Annotated in this window: 20 protein-coding genes, 3 pseudogenes and 1 other annotated feature; of the genes and pseudogenes, 9 read left to right on the plus strand and 14 right to left on the minus strand. The window is 45.6% G+C overall.

The window, feature by feature from the left end; genetic code table 11:
• Window positions 1-265: 265 nt before the first annotated feature.
• The 5 genes and pseudogenes from ACWJJS_RS14640 to hmpA all read right to left on the minus strand — a co-directional run bounded on the left by ACWJJS_RS14640 (window position 266) and on the right by hmpA (window position 3,368).
• Window positions 266-537 (minus strand): annotated as a pseudogene (locus ACWJJS_RS14640) (HNH endonuclease).
• Between the two features lie 38 nt (window positions 538-575).
• Complete coding sequence (locus tag ACWJJS_RS14645; protein ID WP_088461261.1) at window positions 576-758, minus strand: hypothetical protein; 183 nt, start codon at window positions 756-758, stop codon at window positions 576-578.
• A 162-nt stretch (window positions 759-920) separates the two neighbouring features.
• A complete protein-coding gene (locus ACWJJS_RS14650; RefSeq protein WP_454023666.1) occupies window positions 921-1,658 on the minus strand; it encodes a hypothetical protein in 738 nt (245 codons plus the stop codon).
• Between the two features lie 231 nt (window positions 1,659-1,889).
• A pseudogene (locus tag ACWJJS_RS14655) lies at window positions 1,890-2,068 on the minus strand (site-specific integrase); the annotation flags it as partial.
• 109 nt (window positions 2,069-2,177) lie between these two features.
• A complete protein-coding gene (hmpA, locus tag ACWJJS_RS14660) occupies window positions 2,178-3,368 on the minus strand; it encodes an NO-inducible flavohemoprotein (protein ID WP_454023667.1) in 1,191 nt (396 codons plus the stop codon).
• Window positions 3,369-3,604: 236 nt separating this feature from the next.
• Between hmpA and ACWJJS_RS14665 the strand changes: the two genes are divergently transcribed.
• The 3 genes from ACWJJS_RS14665 (at window position 3,605) to ACWJJS_RS14675 (ending at window position 4,798) form a co-directional block, all read left to right on the plus strand.
• A complete protein-coding gene (locus ACWJJS_RS14665) occupies window positions 3,605-3,832 on the plus strand; it encodes a hypothetical protein (RefSeq protein ID WP_003152402.1) in 228 nt (75 codons plus the stop codon).
• Window positions 3,833-4,013: 181 nt separating this feature from the next.
• Entirely contained in the window at window positions 4,014-4,523 is a 510-nt protein-coding gene (locus ACWJJS_RS14670; RefSeq protein ID WP_063636788.1) for a type 1 glutamine amidotransferase domain-containing protein, read from the plus strand.
• Window positions 4,524-4,669: 146 nt separating this feature from the next.
• A complete protein-coding gene (locus ACWJJS_RS14675) occupies window positions 4,670-4,798 on the plus strand; it encodes a hypothetical protein (RefSeq protein ID WP_255219918.1) in 129 nt (42 codons plus the stop codon).
• A 15-nt stretch (window positions 4,799-4,813) separates the two neighbouring features.
• Here the strand turns inward: ACWJJS_RS14675 and ACWJJS_RS14680 are convergent, their stop codons facing one another.
• From ACWJJS_RS14680 to ACWJJS_RS14695, 4 genes and pseudogenes are all read right to left on the minus strand, one after another.
• Complete coding sequence (locus ACWJJS_RS14680; protein ID WP_029973317.1) at window positions 4,814-5,566, minus strand: SGNH/GDSL hydrolase family protein; 753 nt, start codon at window positions 5,564-5,566, stop codon at window positions 4,814-4,816.
• A 180-nt stretch (window positions 5,567-5,746) separates the two neighbouring features.
• Window positions 5,747-5,953, minus strand: a complete 207-nt coding sequence (locus ACWJJS_RS14685; RefSeq protein ID WP_454021498.1) for a hypothetical protein — start codon at window positions 5,951-5,953, stop codon at window positions 5,747-5,749.
• Window positions 5,954-6,000: 47 nt separating this feature from the next.
• Window positions 6,001-6,051, minus strand: a pseudogene (locus ACWJJS_RS14690) (hypothetical protein); the annotation flags it as partial.
• 171 nt (window positions 6,052-6,222) lie between these two features.
• Window positions 6,223-7,092, minus strand: a complete 870-nt coding sequence (locus ACWJJS_RS14695; protein WP_025649731.1) for a cation diffusion facilitator family transporter — start codon at window positions 7,090-7,092, stop codon at window positions 6,223-6,225.
• Window positions 7,093-7,314: 222 nt separating this feature from the next.
• On the opposite strand from ACWJJS_RS14695, the gene ACWJJS_RS14700 reads away from it, so the two are divergent.
• The 3 genes from ACWJJS_RS14700 to ACWJJS_RS14710 all read left to right on the plus strand — a co-directional run bounded on the left by ACWJJS_RS14700 (window position 7,315) and on the right by ACWJJS_RS14710 (window position 9,245).
• Window positions 7,315-8,121 carry a TrmB family transcriptional regulator gene (locus ACWJJS_RS14700; protein WP_017418381.1) on the plus strand — a complete coding sequence of 269 codons (807 nt, stop codon included), beginning with the start codon at window positions 7,315-7,317 and terminating at the stop codon, window positions 8,119-8,121.
• Window positions 8,122-8,193: 72 nt separating this feature from the next.
• The gene (locus ACWJJS_RS14705) at window positions 8,194-8,925 is read left to right on the plus strand and encodes an AzlC family ABC transporter permease (RefSeq protein WP_003152395.1); all 732 of its coding nucleotides are present in this window, start codon (window positions 8,194-8,196) and stop codon (window positions 8,923-8,925) included.
• Window positions 8,922-9,245, plus strand: coding sequence for an AzlD domain-containing protein (locus ACWJJS_RS14710; protein ID WP_003152394.1), 324 nt, complete (start codon window positions 8,922-8,924; stop codon window positions 9,243-9,245). The genes ACWJJS_RS14705 and ACWJJS_RS14710 overlap by 4 nt, the downstream gene beginning before the upstream one ends.
• A gap of 40 nt (window positions 9,246-9,285) precedes the next feature.
• Here ACWJJS_RS14710 and sr7p read toward each other — a convergent pair whose 3' ends face one another.
• The 3 genes from sr7p to acsA all read right to left on the minus strand — a co-directional run bounded on the left by sr7p (window position 9,286) and on the right by acsA (window position 12,851).
• Complete coding sequence (gene sr7p / locus ACWJJS_RS14715; protein WP_007408768.1) at window positions 9,286-9,411, minus strand: small protein SR7P; 126 nt, start codon at window positions 9,409-9,411, stop codon at window positions 9,286-9,288.
• A gap of 119 nt (window positions 9,412-9,530) precedes the next feature.
• Window positions 9,531-10,796, minus strand: a complete 1,266-nt coding sequence (tyrS, locus tag ACWJJS_RS14720; protein WP_454023668.1) for a tyrosine--tRNA ligase — start codon at window positions 10,794-10,796, stop codon at window positions 9,531-9,533.
• 50 nt (window positions 10,797-10,846) lie between these two features.
• Window positions 10,847-11,079, minus strand: a binding site (T-box leader).
• A gap of 53 nt (window positions 11,080-11,132) precedes the next feature.
• Window positions 11,133-12,851, minus strand: coding sequence for an acetate--CoA ligase (acsA, locus tag ACWJJS_RS14725; protein ID WP_014418650.1), 1,719 nt, complete (start codon window positions 12,849-12,851; stop codon window positions 11,133-11,135).
• 158 nt (window positions 12,852-13,009) lie between these two features.
• Between acsA and ACWJJS_RS14730 the strand changes: the two genes are divergently transcribed.
• Genes ACWJJS_RS14730 through ACWJJS_RS14740 form a run of 3 tightly spaced genes read left to right on the plus strand, consistent with a single transcriptional unit; the run spans window position 13,010 to window position 15,474 of the window.
• Window positions 13,010-13,642, plus strand: a complete 633-nt coding sequence (locus ACWJJS_RS14730; RefSeq protein ID WP_003152390.1) for a GNAT family N-acetyltransferase — start codon at window positions 13,010-13,012, stop codon at window positions 13,640-13,642.
• 24 nt (window positions 13,643-13,666) lie between these two features.
• Window positions 13,667-14,311, plus strand: coding sequence for an acetoin utilization AcuB family protein (locus tag ACWJJS_RS14735; protein WP_226565833.1), 645 nt, complete (start codon window positions 13,667-13,669; stop codon window positions 14,309-14,311).
• Window positions 14,308-15,474, plus strand: coding sequence for an acetoin utilization protein AcuC (locus ACWJJS_RS14740; protein WP_071391487.1), 1,167 nt, complete (start codon window positions 14,308-14,310; stop codon window positions 15,472-15,474). Before ACWJJS_RS14735 ends, ACWJJS_RS14740 begins: the two co-directional genes overlap by 4 nt.
• 9 nt (window positions 15,475-15,483) lie before the next feature.
• On the opposite strand, the gene motS is transcribed toward ACWJJS_RS14740, so the two are convergent.
• Window positions 15,484-16,173 (minus strand): flagellar motor protein MotS, encoded by a 690-nt coding sequence (motS, locus tag ACWJJS_RS14745; RefSeq protein ID WP_070082224.1) that lies wholly within the window; start codon window positions 16,171-16,173, stop codon window positions 15,484-15,486.
• Entirely contained in the window at window positions 16,163-16,978 is an 816-nt protein-coding gene (motP, locus tag ACWJJS_RS14750) for a flagellar motor protein MotP (protein ID WP_454023669.1), read from the minus strand. Before motP ends, motS begins: the two co-directional genes overlap by 11 nt.
• Window positions 16,979-16,989: the final 11 nt, after the last annotated feature.

The following is a 16,989-nucleotide window of genomic DNA, read 5'->3' on the forward strand; positions in this document are numbered from 1 at the left end:
CTGGATCAATTATTGGGGAGTTAATCAGAATAGGAAGAATGAGAAGATAGGGGGTTACATCCTCCTATCTTTTTTAAAACACACAAGCTTCACAAATTTGTTTTTACCCATCTTTCTTTTATGCTCGGTATATGACAGTGAAGACAATAACATCGAAACAGATGAAGTTAAGTGTACGCAAAAGAATTTAATTTTTAGTCTTGGGGAATTTGTACATTCTTTCATTTGATGTTCTGTTCCCAAATCCTCCATCCTCCGTCGTTGTCTACCGGCCATGACACGAGGCGCATAAGGGCCCATTTACTTGAGGTTCATACCGCCTTTATGCGGAACGATATGATTGATAACTGTCGCCGGGGTTCTTCTTCCTTGCATTAAGCAGACAGCACATAACGGACGCTTGGACAGGTAACCAGCGCGCGACGGCCTCCACTTGCTGTTATACCCCCGTTTGGCAGCTGATGATTCCCGGTATTGGTCATAGGCTTGCGTGGTTCTCTTATGCTGTTCGCAGTAGTCCTCCCTTTCCCCTGAAATCCTTCGATTGTATGCAACAAAAAAGCACCCGAAGGATGCTAATCTAGAATTTCAAAAGAGGAGACGTGTTCTGCATTCAAATATATTTTTTCTTCATCATCTACAGAAAAATACAAAACCTCATCTGGTGATTGTCCTAATTTAGTCGCTAAGTCTTCTTTTGATTCAAATTTCACTGTTACATATTCTTTACCACTATCCATAATGATTTTTATTTTCATACTAATCCTCCTATAATCTCTTCTCATAGGATCGAGAAGAATACTATAATTATTATCTGCTTTCTTGAGAACCAGAGAACCTTCTTAAATTTATTACCTATTACCATAATACCTCACTTAAAAGAAAATGGTGTGCCGTTATTCTGCCAAGTTTGTGCCATTTTAATAACTGACTTCTACTTCTTCCTCTTCCTCTTGTTGCTTATTTTCTTTGAGAGTACCCCTATTTATTAGCTCGTTCAAAAAATAACCTTGAAACGCATTTAAGTTAGCTGAATAATGCTCGTAACCTTTTGATACTACTTTAAACAACCAACCTATAAGTCCAAGATAAATTATAAATATAACTAAATTGAATATATACATATTTGGATTGAAGGTTGAATTAAAATAACTATCAAAATTATATTTTGTTAAAGTGACCAAATTAATCACAAAGGAAATCACCAGAGAAACTCTAAGAGTACCTAAACTATGAATTGTGCTAAGTATATGCCTATATCGATCAGCTACATAATCTCTTTGAGCATCTTTTAATCTCAATAACCCCCTATGCCAAACATATTCAAATACATAATAATCTTTATGATGATTTTCGCCCCACTCAAACAGACTTACACCCTTAACGTGCTCCTCAACAGCATTTATCATTCTAGCAGCTTCATCTATGATTTGTTTATTTTTAGACCACCGACTAGAAAAGTGAATTTGTTGCATTATGTATCCGATAGTTACTCCGAAAAAAGCTAATGATACAAAAAGACCCAAGGTCTTGGATATATCTATTTTTAATTTAAGTAATTCATTATGATATAAAAATAAGATTGGCAAGCTTATTAACATAATGAATACCCATCCTGGTATTCCCCACCTAATAAGATACTTCGTATCAAAGTTCAAATTTTTCACTCCTAAACTTTTCCCCTATTATATAACATTTACAGGAAGTATCCACATTTATCCACGAATTACCCATATGTTATATACTGTGCAACTGCCCGAAGCCCGTCAGCCCTCGCCACCCTTGTTTTCAAGCAATATGACTAAAATGAATTCCACATATGCTTTTTGAAGGGAATCAATAAAAATATGCAAAAAAAAAGGCTCATCTTGTTTATGAGATGAGCCTGCTTATATCTTGAATTTCTTCATAGCGTTGTTCATGGCATCCTGATTGATTCCAATGAATCGAAGGGTTGTCCGTCCTGCAGCATGGCAACATCTTTTGTTTGCTTGTAAAAATGGTACCCGAATATTTTCCTCAGCGTGTGCGTGCCTATATCATCCAAACCGACATACTCAGCGGCAGCCATCGACGGGACAACCCGCTCTAATTCCCTGTTCGTTCTGTTATCTAGAATAAAAAAGCACCCAACCCGGGTGCTTCATACATTAAAATCATCGTCCTTCCTTCTTCAATCACACCATACTCAGCTGCGGTTCAAATAATTCATAGTGAATCGATTCCGGCGTTGTATTGAATTCAGAAATCAGTTTTTTCATTTCTTTAATGAACGACGGGGATCCGCACAGGTAAAAATCAGCATCTTTATCTGTCATCACTTCTTCTAACAGCTGTTTGTCAATCCGGCCTTCCCGAAAACGAATGTTTTCTGAACGGTCTTGTTCGGACGGCTCGCTGTAAATAAAGACGGTGTCAACGGATGAGTGTTCTGCGGCTTCTTCAGCTTCATGCCGCAGCGCATGATACTCTCCGCTCCTTGCCGCATGGATAAAGAGAACGTTTCGCTGCGGCTGGGTTTTGGCAACCGTCTTTAACATGCTGATCATCGGGGTAATTCCGACACCGGCACTGATGAGAACCAGATTCTTTTTGGAATCAGGGTCTAATACGAAATCCCCGGCCGGAGCGCTGATCTCAATTGAATCCTTTTCGTGTAATTGGTCATGCAGATATGAAGAAACAATTCCGTCTTTTTTCACGGAAATCCGGTAATAATCCTTACCGGATACATCCGACAAACTGTACTGGCGGATATGCGTATAACCCGTGTCCGGAATGTATACTTTTACACTGATATACTGTCCCGCTTTGAATTCGGGGAGAACTTGTCCGTCTTCCGGTTGTAAATAAAACGACGTTATCTCTTTGCTTTCTTTTACCTTTTTATCAATTTTAAATGCCTTATCGTCTTTCCAGCCGCCTTTTTGCGTTTCCGCTTGTTCATACATGTCCTTCTCAATTCCGATAAAAGCATCTGCAATGACGCCGTATGCTTTTTCCCATGCCTGAATGACCTCAGGAGCAGCCCCGTCTTTTAGCACATCCTTTATCGCGATTAACAAGTACTTTCCAACGATTGGATAATGCTCGGGCTTAACACCGATACTCCGGTGCTTATGGCTGATTTGTTTGACGACGGGGACTATGTTTTCCAGCCGGTCAATATTGGCTGCGGCCGCAATCACAGCATTCGACAAGGCCGTACGCTGTGTTTTTTTCTTTTGATTCGTCTGATTAAAGATATTCAGCAGCTCAGGGTGATGCTGAAAAAGCAGGTCATAAAATCGGCCTGTGATTTCTTCACCATGCTCTTCTAAGACCGGCACTGTGCTTTTAATGATTTCAATCGTTTTTTCATCGAGCATTCTGAAATCCCCCTAAAGATGTACGCATCTCGATTGACCTGAGAAAAGAATCGTTTTTGAATTCTTTTTTATAGATTTCCCCGTTCAAAAAGGGTTAGCCATTCCAATTTGAGACGGCTTCAGGAAAAACCAGAAAAACGAAATTGCAGCTGAAAAATTGTGGACTTGCCATGGTGTACTTGTCCGATGCAAAATCCTCCTTTTCAGCATTTAATAAAGTACGGGAGGTGAGATGAATGGGTAAAAAATCGAAAGTGTATTACTGTGACCCTAAGTATATTGTGACTGACAAGTATACTGACAAAGAAGTGGTTTACGTCCATCCCATCAAACACATTAACAGAGAACATATCCGTTATGTTCCCCGCCACGTTTATCAGGAAGAAACAATTCACGAAGTCATTGATCCGGGCGATCCGGGGAAATGCGGGTGTAAAAAGGATAAAAAAAGACGCAAAAAGTAATTGATTCGATTTCTTGCCTTATCTCAAGTTAAACACGTAAGTTTCAGCAGACCTCCGTACCTTTTGGCTCCTCTTTTTCAGAGGGGTCTTTTTTTCATGCCGTATCTTCAAGCAAATACGTTGTGAGGCGGCAATCCGCCTGATATTCTTGTCATATACAAATTCACAGGAGGCATGATGTATGAGCAAAAAAATTGCAGTTCTGATGACAGATCAATTTGAGGATATTGAATATACAAGCCCGGCGGAAGCATTTAAAGAAGCGGGCCACAGTGTGGTGACAATAGATTTAGAAGCAGGGAAAGAAGTGACGGGCAAGCACGGTGAGAAAGTAAAGATCGATCAAGCGATCTCAGACGCAGACCCAAAGGAATTCGATGCGTTATTGATTCCCGGAGGCTTTTCACCGGATCTTCTGCGCGGAGATGACCGCCCGGGTGAATTCACTAAAGCATTCGTGGAAAATCAGAAACCCGTTTTCGCGATCTGCCACGGCCCGCAGCTGCTGATTGATACCGACCTTCTTAAAGGAAAAGATATCACGGGATTCCGCAGCATCCGCAAAGACTTAATCAATGCCGGCGCAAATTATAAAGATGAAGAAGTCGTCGTGAGCCATAACATCGTAACGAGCAGAACGCCTGACGATTTGGAAGCCTTTAATCGTGAATCATTGAACCTGCTGAAATAAGCGAATAAAAATGCACAGACCCGTTCAGTCTGTGCATTTTTTTATGGATTGATAAAGAAACACCAATAGTTAGACCTATTCTCTTCCCCATCCATAATAAGTAAAATAAAGAGTGGGTTTTTCAACACTCGACGGGAGGTTCACTGATGTGGATGATCATTTTGCTGCTGATCATTTTAATCGGTTTTACCGGTAATATCGTCTCGCTTTTGAGAGCGCAAAAACACGCATCTCAAAGAATAATTGAGCTTTTAGAAAAGCAAGGCCGAAAATAATCTGTTAGCGCTGTGTTACCCATAATAGTAATAATAATTCCGGCAGATTTCCTGAAATATGATTTGATGCCCTTTCTCGTTCGGATGAAGACCTTCTGACATGCACATGCTTCGGAAAGCGGGATTATACGGGTCGATGAGATCTGTATCAAACAGGTCGGCATACGGTACAGAGAGGAGTGTGCAGGCTTCTTTTTGGGCTTTCACATAGTCAGCCAGCTTCAGGCCCAGTTTATTTTTATCAGTATCACGGCGGACGATTTTTCCTTTTGATATTTTTGCTTGTCTCGTTGGGGTCACCACAATGATGCTCGCGCCTTTATTTCCGCTTCGCAGCTGCTGAATCACTTGACAGAAGCCTCCGTAAAATGTGGTGATATCCTTTTCATCTGTGCCGATGGGAATGTGGTTGCACCAATCATCATCTGTTCCCTGGACAATAATGACATCATGTCCCTTTGTTTTAAGCGCTTGCTGATAAATGTTATCGCTTCCGTTGTTGCTCATATTAACGCCGCTGACAGACAGATTGGTTATTTCAGCGTCTGTCCGGTCTTTCAGAATGTCACCAAAGCCGTATTCCGCACGCAGCCCCCGGGCGACGCTGTCACCTAAGATCGCGATTTTTGAAGCCTTCCGCAGCCTGCTTATGCTGATGAAGTCAACGCTGATATGCCCGCTGTCCGTGATATGCAAAAGCTTGCTGCTTATGTTTTGCGAAGAGACTGTCTTTCCTTCAGAGTTATAAAAGTCCTCATTCAGTTTCATTCGGCGTCATCCCTTCCTTTTTATCCTCCGGCATCTTTTTTTGACACGAAAAACGGACACGAACAAACAGCGCCATGTTGTCAGTTCAGTGTCCGCAGATGATGATACCGGATCTTTTATGCAGTTCTCTTGCCATTATAGCAGATCTCCGTTACTTGTAATAGAGTCTGCAGTCAGCATTTAAAACAGCGCTTGCGGGTACGTTTTTGATGGGACCGTCTGCTGCGTGAACGGTGTGTCCGGTGATGGCTCCGTCTTCTGCTGCGGGAGCGGTGTGTCCGGTGATGGCTCCGTCTTCTGCTGCGGGAGCGGTGTGTCCGGTGATGACTCCGTCTTCTGCTGCGTGAACGGTGTGTCCGTTTTCTGCTGCGGGAACGGCCCGAACATTTTTTGGAAACCGGTTCTTGGTATAAATACTCTCCTAAACCTTCTCTTTCCGCAACGGCAACTCCATGTTCAATTTCTTTAACAGAAATAGCGTTCAATTCTGTTCACCTCCCTTTTTCTTTACAACATAACGTATGAAATGTATCCCTCACGTGTATAAGCTTCTCTCTCATATGAGCGAGAAATGGACATTTATACAACAAAAAGACCCGTGGGAACGGGCCTTTTGCAGGCATTTTGCCGGGAACAAACGCAAACATAAGATCGATTTATTTCTTCCTCTCGCTCTCCGGCTCGGGGTGAATCATTACCTGTGCTTGTTTGAATTCATCCGTAATATCTCTTTCAATGCGGTCACACAGGTCGTGCACGTCTTTAATCGTCACGTGAGAGGGTACGACCAGGTGAAAATCAATATACTCTTGCGGGCCGGAGCGTCTTGTACGAAAATCGTGAATTTCAATAAATTCCTGTTGAAATGTTTCGATAATCTTTAAAATTGTTTTTTCTTCCTCTTCCGACAAACGGGTATCAATCAGCGGCGGGAATGCTTCTTTCATTAACTTAAACGCTTCATATATGATATACACCGCCAGCACCATACCTATAATGGGATCAAGTATGTACCACTCCGTTAAGGTAACGACCAAAAGGCTTGCCGCTACGCCTAATGATGTGTACACGTCAGTCAGTAAATGCAGGGCATTTGATTTCATTGCCACGGAATTAACCTTTTCGGCTTCTCTTTTTACGAACTTCGAAACGATCAAATTAATGAGAGCCCCAGCAAGCATCACAACAATTCCCAATACGGGCAGATGAACCGGCGCCGGGTTCACCAGTTTTTGAATGCATTCATATATCATCCAAATCCCTGCCGCAAAAATCAGAATCGTCTCGATGGTCCCCGACAGATTCTCGACTTTTCCATGACCGTACGGATGCCCTGTATCAGCCGGCTTTTTTGAAATCCTGACGGAGATAAAGGCGATGAAGGCGGCGATCAAATCTAAAAAAGAATGAATGGCTTCAGAAAGTATCGCGACAGATCCGGTTATTATCCCCACCACTATTTTGAGCATGACGACCAGGGAATTGCTTATAACCGATAAAAAAGCGATTTTAGAGGTGTTTTCCACCGTGATCCTCCTCTTTTTGACTTCTTGTATTTATCGTATCAAACGGCATTCGTGTGGGTCTACGGCAACGTTTTTCACAAAAGCCATACATGTAACTCATCATAAACTAAGTTGGAAAGCGACAAAACAGGCGAACCTTTCTTTCAGCACTCAAGTCCCATTGACAAGATATAACCGCTTACATTATAGTAGTTTCATGAATAACCACTACGGAGGATGTTTATGGACGATGTTCTGAAAGAATTACAGAAGTTTGGATTTTCTCAATATGAATGTAAAGCATATATCGGCTTGTTGAAACACTCGCCTGTTACCGGATATGAAATCAGCAAAAGGTCAGGCGTCCCCCGCTCAATGATCTATGAGGTATTGGGGAAATTAGTTGATAAAGGCGCTGTCCATATTGTGCCGTCTGATCCGGTTACATATGCCCCGCTGGCCGGAAAGGAATTAATCGACCGGCTCCGGCACGATTTCGAGAACTCATTCGGCTACCTTGAGGAAAAGTTATTGGCGCTGGAAAGCGAGCAGGAGATGAATGTCATCCGCCGCATCAGCACGAATGATCATGTCATCAATGAGATGAAGGATATGATTGAAAAAGCCGAGGAAGAGTTGTGGCTGTCTGTCTGGGAACAGCAGATTCCCTTTATTCAGGAAGCCGCTAATAAACGCGCCGCCGAACAATTGCCCGTCTTTTCGATTGTGTTCGGCCCTCCGGAAGTGAAGCTCGGAAATACGACAAATCATAATATGTCTCCTGAAGTGGCGGAGAAACGGATGGGCGGAAGATTAACGATAGCTGCCCGAGATAATAAAGAAGTCTTAATCGCCAATTTTTCTCCGCAGACGAATGCCTGGGCCATTAAATCAGAAGATCCCGCTCTCGTTCTCGTGGCCATGGAATATATGAGGCACGATCTGATGTTCGCAGAGCTTGTGAAAGAAGTCGGGGCTGAAAAAGTTGAAGGCCTGATGAAACAAAACCATTCGTTATTTCATGTCGTCACCGGAAATCGGTTCATATAAATGTGAACCGTATTTTCTTTGATTTTTTCATTAGTCGTTATCATTATAATCTCTATGAAAGGAGTATAAAAAATGATTAACACAGAAGTGCAAAAAACCGCCGTTTCCCGGGAAATGAACGATACGTTTTTACAGGGGGTGCGGGATTGTGTGCCTACGCTGCTGGGCTATATGAGCATCGGTTTTGCTTTCGGCATCGTCGGCGTTGCCTCTCATCTAAGCATTCTTGAAATCTGTTTGTTATCCTTGTGTGTCTATGCCGGCGCCGCCCAATTTATTATTTGCTCGCTCCTTGTTTCCGGGAGTCCGATTTCCGCCATTATTTTAACGACGTTTATCGTCAATCTGCGGCACCTTCTGCTGAGCCTGACCATCGCGCCGTATTTCACGAAATACTCTCTGGCAAAAAATATCGGCTTCGGGGCTCTGCTTACTGACGAATCTTTCGGAGTAGCGGTGAACAAAGCGGCTCAGAACGGCAGGTTATACGATAAGTGGATGAACGGCCTCAATATAACCGCTTACATGTGCTGGGTTATTTCCTGCGTGATGGGCGGGCTTCTCGGGCAATGGATATCTGATCCTTACGCGCTCGGCCTGGACTTTGCTTTGCCCGCTATGTTTGCGGCGCTGCTTGTGCTGCAATTGCAGTCGTCCGCTTCGGAAAAGCTGAAGCACAGCCTCTCCTTAATTCTCTATATGATCATTTTTATGGTCTTGTTATCGTATTTCGTCCCGTCACACATCGCGGTCATCGTCTCAACCGTGATTGTGGCAACGATCGGGGTGGTGACGGACAAATGAGCATCAGCACACAAATGATCTGGATTATACTCGGCTGCATGATTGTTACACTTGTGCCGCGCATTGTTCCGTTTATATTTGTCCGGAACATTCAGATGCCTGAATTGGCTTTAAAATGGCTCTCCTTTATTCCGCTTTGCATTTTGACTGCTCTGGTAACGGAAAGCATGATTGTGAAAACAAACAGCGCTTTGACCTTTGATTGGAAAGCAATGATCGTTCTCATCCCGACATTGCTTTGTGCGATGCTGACAAAAAGCTTATCCATCACGGTCATCACAGGAGTCGTGCTGATGGCCGCCGTCAGGCTGATATGGTGACAATCAAAAGCCTCCATTCCGCAGAATGGAGGCTTTACCTTTATGATGTCGGATTTTCTTCTTCCGTCTCTGATTCCTCGGCTTTGGCTTCGGCGTTTATGCTTTGCTGCTGTTCCCAATGATCCCGCTGCAATCTTTCTTTTGCGATGGTAAACATGAAATTCACGGCGCAGCACCCCTTCCCTGTTTTGCTTATACTATGTACTGTACTCATTTCCCCGTGCAGTATTCACAAAACATAAAAAAGCAGCCTGCCGCATTGAGCGGCCGGACTGCTTTTTATTTTCAGTACGTGATCAGGAAGTATTTTTTCTTTCCGCGGCGCAGTACGGTAAATTGATCTTCAATGCGGTCTTCCGCAGTCAGAAGATGCCCGATGTCCGTCTGGCGCTCGCCGTTAATGTAAACAGCTCCGTTTTGAATGTCTTCGCGGGCCTGCCGTTTTGAAGGCGACAATTTAGATTCCACAAGCACGTCTACTAAAGACAGTTCTTCAGAGCGGACTTTTTCAAACGAAGGTACATCTTTAAATCCTACCTTGACGTCTTGAGCGGAAAGCTCTTTAATATTGCCGCTGAACAGCGCCTGGGAGATATGAACGGCCTGCTCAAGCGCTTCGCGGCCGTGTACAAGAACAGTCACCTCTTCGGCGAGACGTTTCTGCGCTTCTCTTTTCTCAGGAGCCGTCTCCGTTTTTTCAGCATAAGCTTCAATTTCCTCTTTTGACAAGAAAGTAAAGTATTTTAAGTATTTGACGACGTCGCGGTCATCTGTATTGATCCAGAACTGGTAGAATTCGTACGGCGATGTTTTTTCTTTATCAAGCCAAATGGCGCCGCCTTCCGTTTTGCCGAATTTCGTGCCGTCAGCTTTTGTGACGAGCGGAATGGTAAGACCGAAAGCTTTCGCCCCTTCTTCTTCTGATTTTCTGATCAGTTCAAGACCGGCCGTGATGTTGCCCCACTGGTCACTGCCTCCGATTTGGAGTTTGCAGTTCTTTTCTCTGTACAGATTCAGAAAATCGTAGGATTGCAGGATCATGTAGCTGAATTCCGTGTAAGAAATTCCGGTTTCAATTCTTGAGCTTACAGTATCTTTCGCAAGCATGTAGTTAATTCCGAAGTTCTTTCCGACGTCGCGGAGAAATTCAATGATGCTCAGCTTTCCGATCCAATCAAAGTTGTTCGCTATGACAGCGGGGTTTTCTCCGGCCTCGAAATCTAAAAATCGGGAAAGCTGATTTTTAATTTTTTGCGACCATTCGACAACGATATCCTGAGTATTTAACGTACGCTCCGCTTTTTTGCCGCTCGGATCGCCGATCAGTCCCGTCGCGCCGCCTACAAGCGCAATCGGATGGTGGCCTGCAAGCTGGAAACGGCGCAGTGTCAATATCGGCAGAAGGTGTCCGATGTGCAGGCTGTCAGCCGTCGGGTCAAACCCTGAGTATAAACGGATTTTTTCTTCGTTCAGCTGTTTATTCAGTCCTTCTTCATCCGTCATTTGCTGGATTAAGCCGCGGAATGATAAATCCTCTAATAAGTTAGTCATTTTGTCTGCTCCTTTGTTTATGAAAATAAAAAACGCCCCTTCGTTTAAAACGAAGGGACGATATAATCGCGGTACCACCCTACTAATAAAAACATAAAAAAGCTTTTATCACTCTTTTTGATAACGGACCGTGTCCGTTCTTTCACTACTGAAAGCCTTGGAATAGCTTTGTTCGCAAAAGCGGTTCATGAGTGTATTCGGCATATCTTATGTGCTGATTTTCACCGGCCATCAGCTCTCTGGAACAATCAGATATCCTACTTGTCTCAATCAAAACCTTTTCGTATGAAGCTTACTCATTTTTAACATAAATAAGATACGATGTCAACGCCGTCTTTAATCTTCCATTGTGGACAGGTCGCCTGCCGGCAGGTTCAGCTCCCACGCCTTCAGCACACGTCTCATGATTTTTCCGCTCCGTGTTTTCGGAAGTTTATCTTTGAATTCAATTTCCCGCGGTGCGGCATGCGCGGCAAGCCCCTGTTTTACAAAGAGGCGAATGTCCTCCTTCAGCTGATCGGATGGCTCATGCCCTTCTCTGAGCGCGATAAACGCTTTAATAATTTCTCCCCGGACAGGATCCGGCTTTCCGATGACCCCGGCTTCGGCAATCGCCGGATGTTCAACAAGTTTGCTTTCGACTTCAAACGGGCCGACGCGCTCGCCGGATGTCATAATGACATCATCGACTCTGCCTTGGAACCAGAAATAACCGTCTTCATCCATATAAGCAGAATCTCCGGAAACATACCAGCCGCCCGGCATGAAATAAGAATCATATTTCTCTTTGTTGTTCCAAATGGAATCCATCATCGACGGCCAGCCCTTTTTAATGGCGAGATTTCCCATCCGGTACGGCGGAAGCTCATTTCCCTGATTGTCAACGATCGCCGCTTCCACTCCCGGAATCGGTTTCCCCATTGAACCCGGCTTGATCTCCATGCAAGGATAATTGCAGATGAGCTGTCCGCCCGTTTCTGTCATCCACCACGTGTCGTGGATGCGCTTGCCGAATACTTTATGTCCCCACTTGATGACCTCGGGGTTCAGAGGTTCTCCGACACTCAGGACGTGACGAAGTGAAGTAAGGTCAAATTTGGATGCCATTTCATCTCCGGCGCCCATAAGCATTCTGAAAGCCGTCGGAGCGCTGTACCAGACGCTGACACCGAGCTTCTCAATCGTGCCGTACCAGTTTTCCGGACTGAATCTGCCGCCGACGATCACGTTCGCCGCTCCGTTCAGCCACGGCGCAAATATCCCGTACACCGTCCCGGTCACCCAGCCCGGGTCCGCAGTGCACCAGTAAATATCGTCTTCTTTAAGATCAAGCACCCACTTGCCGGTCTGGTATTGCTGAATCATGGCTTCATGAACATGGAGCACACCTTTGGGCGTTCCGGTAGACCCTGATGTGTAGTGAAGCAGGTAGCCGTCTCTTCTGTCCATCCATTCAATATCAAGTCTCGTGCTTTCTCCCTCAGCCGCTTTATCATAATGGATGATTTTATCTCCCGCTTCTTTGCTGCCGCCGACAATGAAAATATGCTCGAGGTCGGGCAGGCTGTCCGCCGGAATCCGTTCGGCCAGTTCAGGTGTCGTCACGACAACCTTTGCCTGGCTGTTCAACAGGCGGTCTTTGACGGCGCCTTCCATAAACGCTTCAAATAAAGGGCCGGCGATTGCACCGATTTTAATTGCGCCGAGCATAATAAAGTAAAGCTCCGGCGAACGCGGCATGAAAATAAAAACGCGGTCCCCTTTTTCCACGTTTCCATACCGTCTCAGTACATTTCCCGCCCGATTCGATTCCTCCATCATTTCTTTAAATGTATATTTTTCATCCCGGTTTGCGTCCTTGTAATACAGCGCTACTTTGTTTTTTCGAAATGATTCGGCATGACGGTCAATCGCTTCGTACGCCGCATTCAGCTTCCCCGTCTGATGCCAGGAAAACTCCGCTTCGACCTCTTTCCAATCGAAGCTGCGGTACGTTTCCTCATAATTTCGCAGATGATAATTCCCCTTTTCCGCCGGCAACGCTTTCAAATTCATGCAACATCCCCCTTTGCTTATCTATAGACTAATTATAGTAGATGTTCACAGTTTTCTCAATTTTTAAAATATAAATTACAACACTATTGAAAACGCTTTATATTTTGTTATGCTTAAGAGAGATGTGTTTTTATTAAGAACCGACAGGCGGTGAATCAGTGAAACATCATAAAACGTACCATTCTTCATCAATTCAGACAGCAGCCGGCCCTCTATTGGTAGAAGGGCCCGTTCCTCCAAAGGACCTAGCACAGTATGAGTTTCATGAAGGCCTGACAGCCTTTCGCCTTCCTCATGAACAGCACAAAGCGTTAATCGAGATCGCCGGGCTTCCTGAAGGTCGGATCATTATCGCCAGGGACGGACAGACGATTATCGGCTATGTGACGTATTTATATCCTGATCCGCTTGAACGGTGGTCTGACGGAAATATGGAAGACCTCCTTGAACTCGGTGCGATCGAGGTCGCTCCCGGCTACAGGGGCTGTTCTGTCGGAAAAACGTTGCTGACAGTCAGCATGATGGATGAACAGATGGAACGGTACATCATCATGACGACGGAATATTACTGGCATTGGGATTTAAAAGGAATGAAAAAAGATGTGTGGGAATACAGAAAGATCATGGAAAAGATGATGAATGCCGGGGGTCTTGTCTGGTTTGCAACGGATGAACCGGAAATCAGCTCTCATCCGGCCAATTGTCTGATGGCCCGCATCGGCAGGCACGTCAGTCAGGAGTCAATTGAACAGTTCGACAGGCTTCGTTTTTATCAGCGATTTATGTATTGACTGACATACAAAGGGGATAAAAAGATGATTGCAGAACAAATCATGAAACGGGACGTCATCACCGTCTCAAAACACGACTCCATTGAAACAGCCGTCCGGAAAATGAAGATATATCATATCCGCCATCTCCCTGTCATCGACGACGAGCTGCACGTCACCGGTATTGTCACAGACAGAGACATTAAACAGGCCGGCCCCGGCAGCTTTGAACAAAAGGAACGCGGCGCGTTTCTGACAAACAAAGTGGAGACCATTATGAAGCGGGATGTCATCTGCGCCCATCCGCTTGACTTTGTGGAAGAAATATCCGCCTCCTTTTATGAGCACGGCATCGGCTGTCTGCCGATTACGGTAAACCATAAGCTGACGGGCATTTTAACGAAAACCGACGTGCTCCGGACTTTCGTCAGCCTGACAGGCGCGGCCCAGCCGGGATCCCAGGTGGAAATCCTGGTGACGGATATGACAAAAAGCCTTGCTGATCTCAGCTGCTTGTGCCGTGATCTTCAGCTTCAAATCCTGAGTGTGCTCGTCTATCCCCATGATTCCGCCGGGTCGAACATTCTCGTCTTCCGGGTGAAGACGATGAATCCGCTCCCTTTTATCCGTGCCGTTCATGAAGCCGGATACAATGTCTTATGGCCGAAGCATTTGAGGGATCAGCCATGAAAGACAGCGTTTTTGTTTATTCGCCTTCTTATCAGACGTATCAATTTCATCAGGATCATCCGTTCAATCAGCAGCGCGTGCTTTTAACATACGATCTGCTTCAGGCGGCGGACGCGTTTGACGAAGGAGACATCGTCATTCCGCGCACGGCCTCTAAAGAAGAGCTGGCTCTCGTTCATACAGAGGATTATATACAGGCGGTGGAACTTGCGGGTGCGGGCCGGCTCCCTGCCGCAGAAGGAGAAAGCTACGGTCTCGGAACGGAAGACACCCCCGTTTTTGCCGGCATGCATGAAGCTGCGTCGCTTCTGGTGGGCGGCACCTTAACGGCGGCTGATTACGTCATGACGGGACAAGCCAGGCACGCCTGCAATTTAGGAGGCGGCCTTCACCACGGCTTCCGCGGCAGGGCGTCAGGCTTTTGTATCTATAATGACAGCGCCGTGGCCATCCAATACATCCAGAAGAACTACGGGGCAAAAGTGTTATACATTGATACAGACGCCCACCACGGCGACGGCGTTCAATTTACGTTTTACGACAGGTCTGATGTCTGCACTGTTTCTTTTCACGAGACAGGGCGTTATTTATTTCCCGGGACGGGGCAGGTACTGGAAAAAGGAAGCGGGCAAGGCTACGGCTATTCTTTTAACATTCCGCTGGACGCTTTCACAGAGGACGATTCCTTTCTCCACGCTTACAAAACGGCCGCCTCAGAAATCGCGGCTTTTTTTAAGCCGGATGTCATACTTACCCAAAACGGTGCGGACGCCCATTATTACGACCCGTTGACACACCTGTCCAATACAATCTCCATTTATCAGGAGATCCCGCGGCTCGCTCATTCATTAGCCCATCAATATTGCAGCGGCAGATGGATCGCGGTCGGCGGCGGCGGATACGATATTTGGAGAGTCGTCCCGAGAGCATGGAGCCGCATTTGGCTTGAGATGAAAGGGATTGATCCCGGGGAGCGCATACCGCAGAAATGGATTGATAAATGGCAGAAGCATTCCCCCTGCACGTTGCCCGCTTTTTGGAGTGATCCTGAACAATTATATCCTCCGATTCCCCGTAAAGAAGAAATTTCAGAAAAAAATGCCCAAACCGTGGAAAAAGCTCTTTTTGCCATCCGGTCTGAGCAGCGGTATAAAACAAAATAAAAAACGACCTTATGAGGAGGTCGTTTTTTTGATCACAATTTCTACACGGCGGTTTTCTTTCATATGTCCGGGACTTTTGTTGTCCTTCACAGGTTTCGTATCCGCATACCCGGCAGAGATAAACCGTTTGGCGGAAAAGTCTTCATTCGCGGTAAAATACCGGATCACACTCGCCGCTCTTGCAGACGACAGCTCCCAGTTCGACGGGAATTGATAGGTGGAAATCCGGCGGCTGTCCGTATGGCCTTCTACCTGTATGTCATTCGGAATTGTTTTTAAAAGCACCGCGATCTGATGCAGAACCGGCTCGGCGTTTTTCAGCACATCCGCTTTTCCCGTCTGAAATAGAACGGCCTCCTGCAGCACAAGAACCACTCCGCGCTCATCGCGCTTCGCCGTCAATTTGGAACTCAAATGATGCGCTTTTATGTATGTCTTCACGTTTTGTAACAGCAAATCCTGTTCTTTATTTTCGTTTGCTTTGTCTGATGACGCCGGTTCACCCCCGCCGCCGTTTGTATGAATCGATGAAACGGCAGATTGAAATTTTTCCGCGTCTATTTGCGACATCGAAAAAAGCAAGATAAAGAACACGAGAATGAGCGTGATCAAGTCAGCGAACGTCACCATCCATCTTGGTGAACCGCCGGAATGTTCCGGTTTGTTTCTTCTTTCAAAACGCTCTTTTCTAAGCTTCATGGACAGCGCCCTTTTTCTTGTTCGCAGGCTGTCCTTTACGCCAGTCTTCTCTTGAGCTGAAGACGACGAGCTGACTTTCGAGGTTGCGGGGATTTTTGCCCGATTGGATGCCGACAACCCCTTCGATCATGACCTGTTTGATGAAAATTTCACTTTCCGTTTTTTCTTCAAGTTTTGCCGCGATTGGAATAAACACCAAATTGGCAAGCAGCGCTCCGTACAGCGTCGTCAATAGCGCAACGGCCATGTTCGGTCCGAGGGTATGCGGGTCATTTAAATTTTTGAGCATAAGAACGAGTCCGACGAGCGTCCCGATCATTCCCCAGGCGGGTGCGAAATCACCGGCTTTTTCAAAAACGCGTCTTCCTTTTCTGTGTCTTTCTTCCATTGCGGCGATCTCAGAATCCATCACCAGCCGGATCGTTTCCTCGTCCCAGCCGTCAATCGCAAGCAAAAGCCCTTTTTTTAAAAACGGATCATTGATCTCCCGCGCCTGGTCATCCAGAGACAGCAGCCCCTGCCTGCGCGCCTGCTCCGAAAGGCTGACAAATACTCTGACAAGCTCTTTCACATTGTCATCCTGACGGGAGAATACCTGTTTCAGAACAGAAGGGGTTTTCTTTAAATCCCTCGGCGGAAAGCTGATAAAAATCGCCGCAGCAAGGCCGCCAGTGACGATTAAAAAAGAAGTCTGATCCAAAAATGAACTGATTCCCGCCAGTCCCGTCCCTGACAGAATACCGATTGCGACGATAATACAGCCTAACATAAAGCCAACGGGCGTCAGATAATCAAAACGTTTCATATCTTCTCCTT

The organism is Bacillus sp. JK106 (assembly GCF_053663355.1).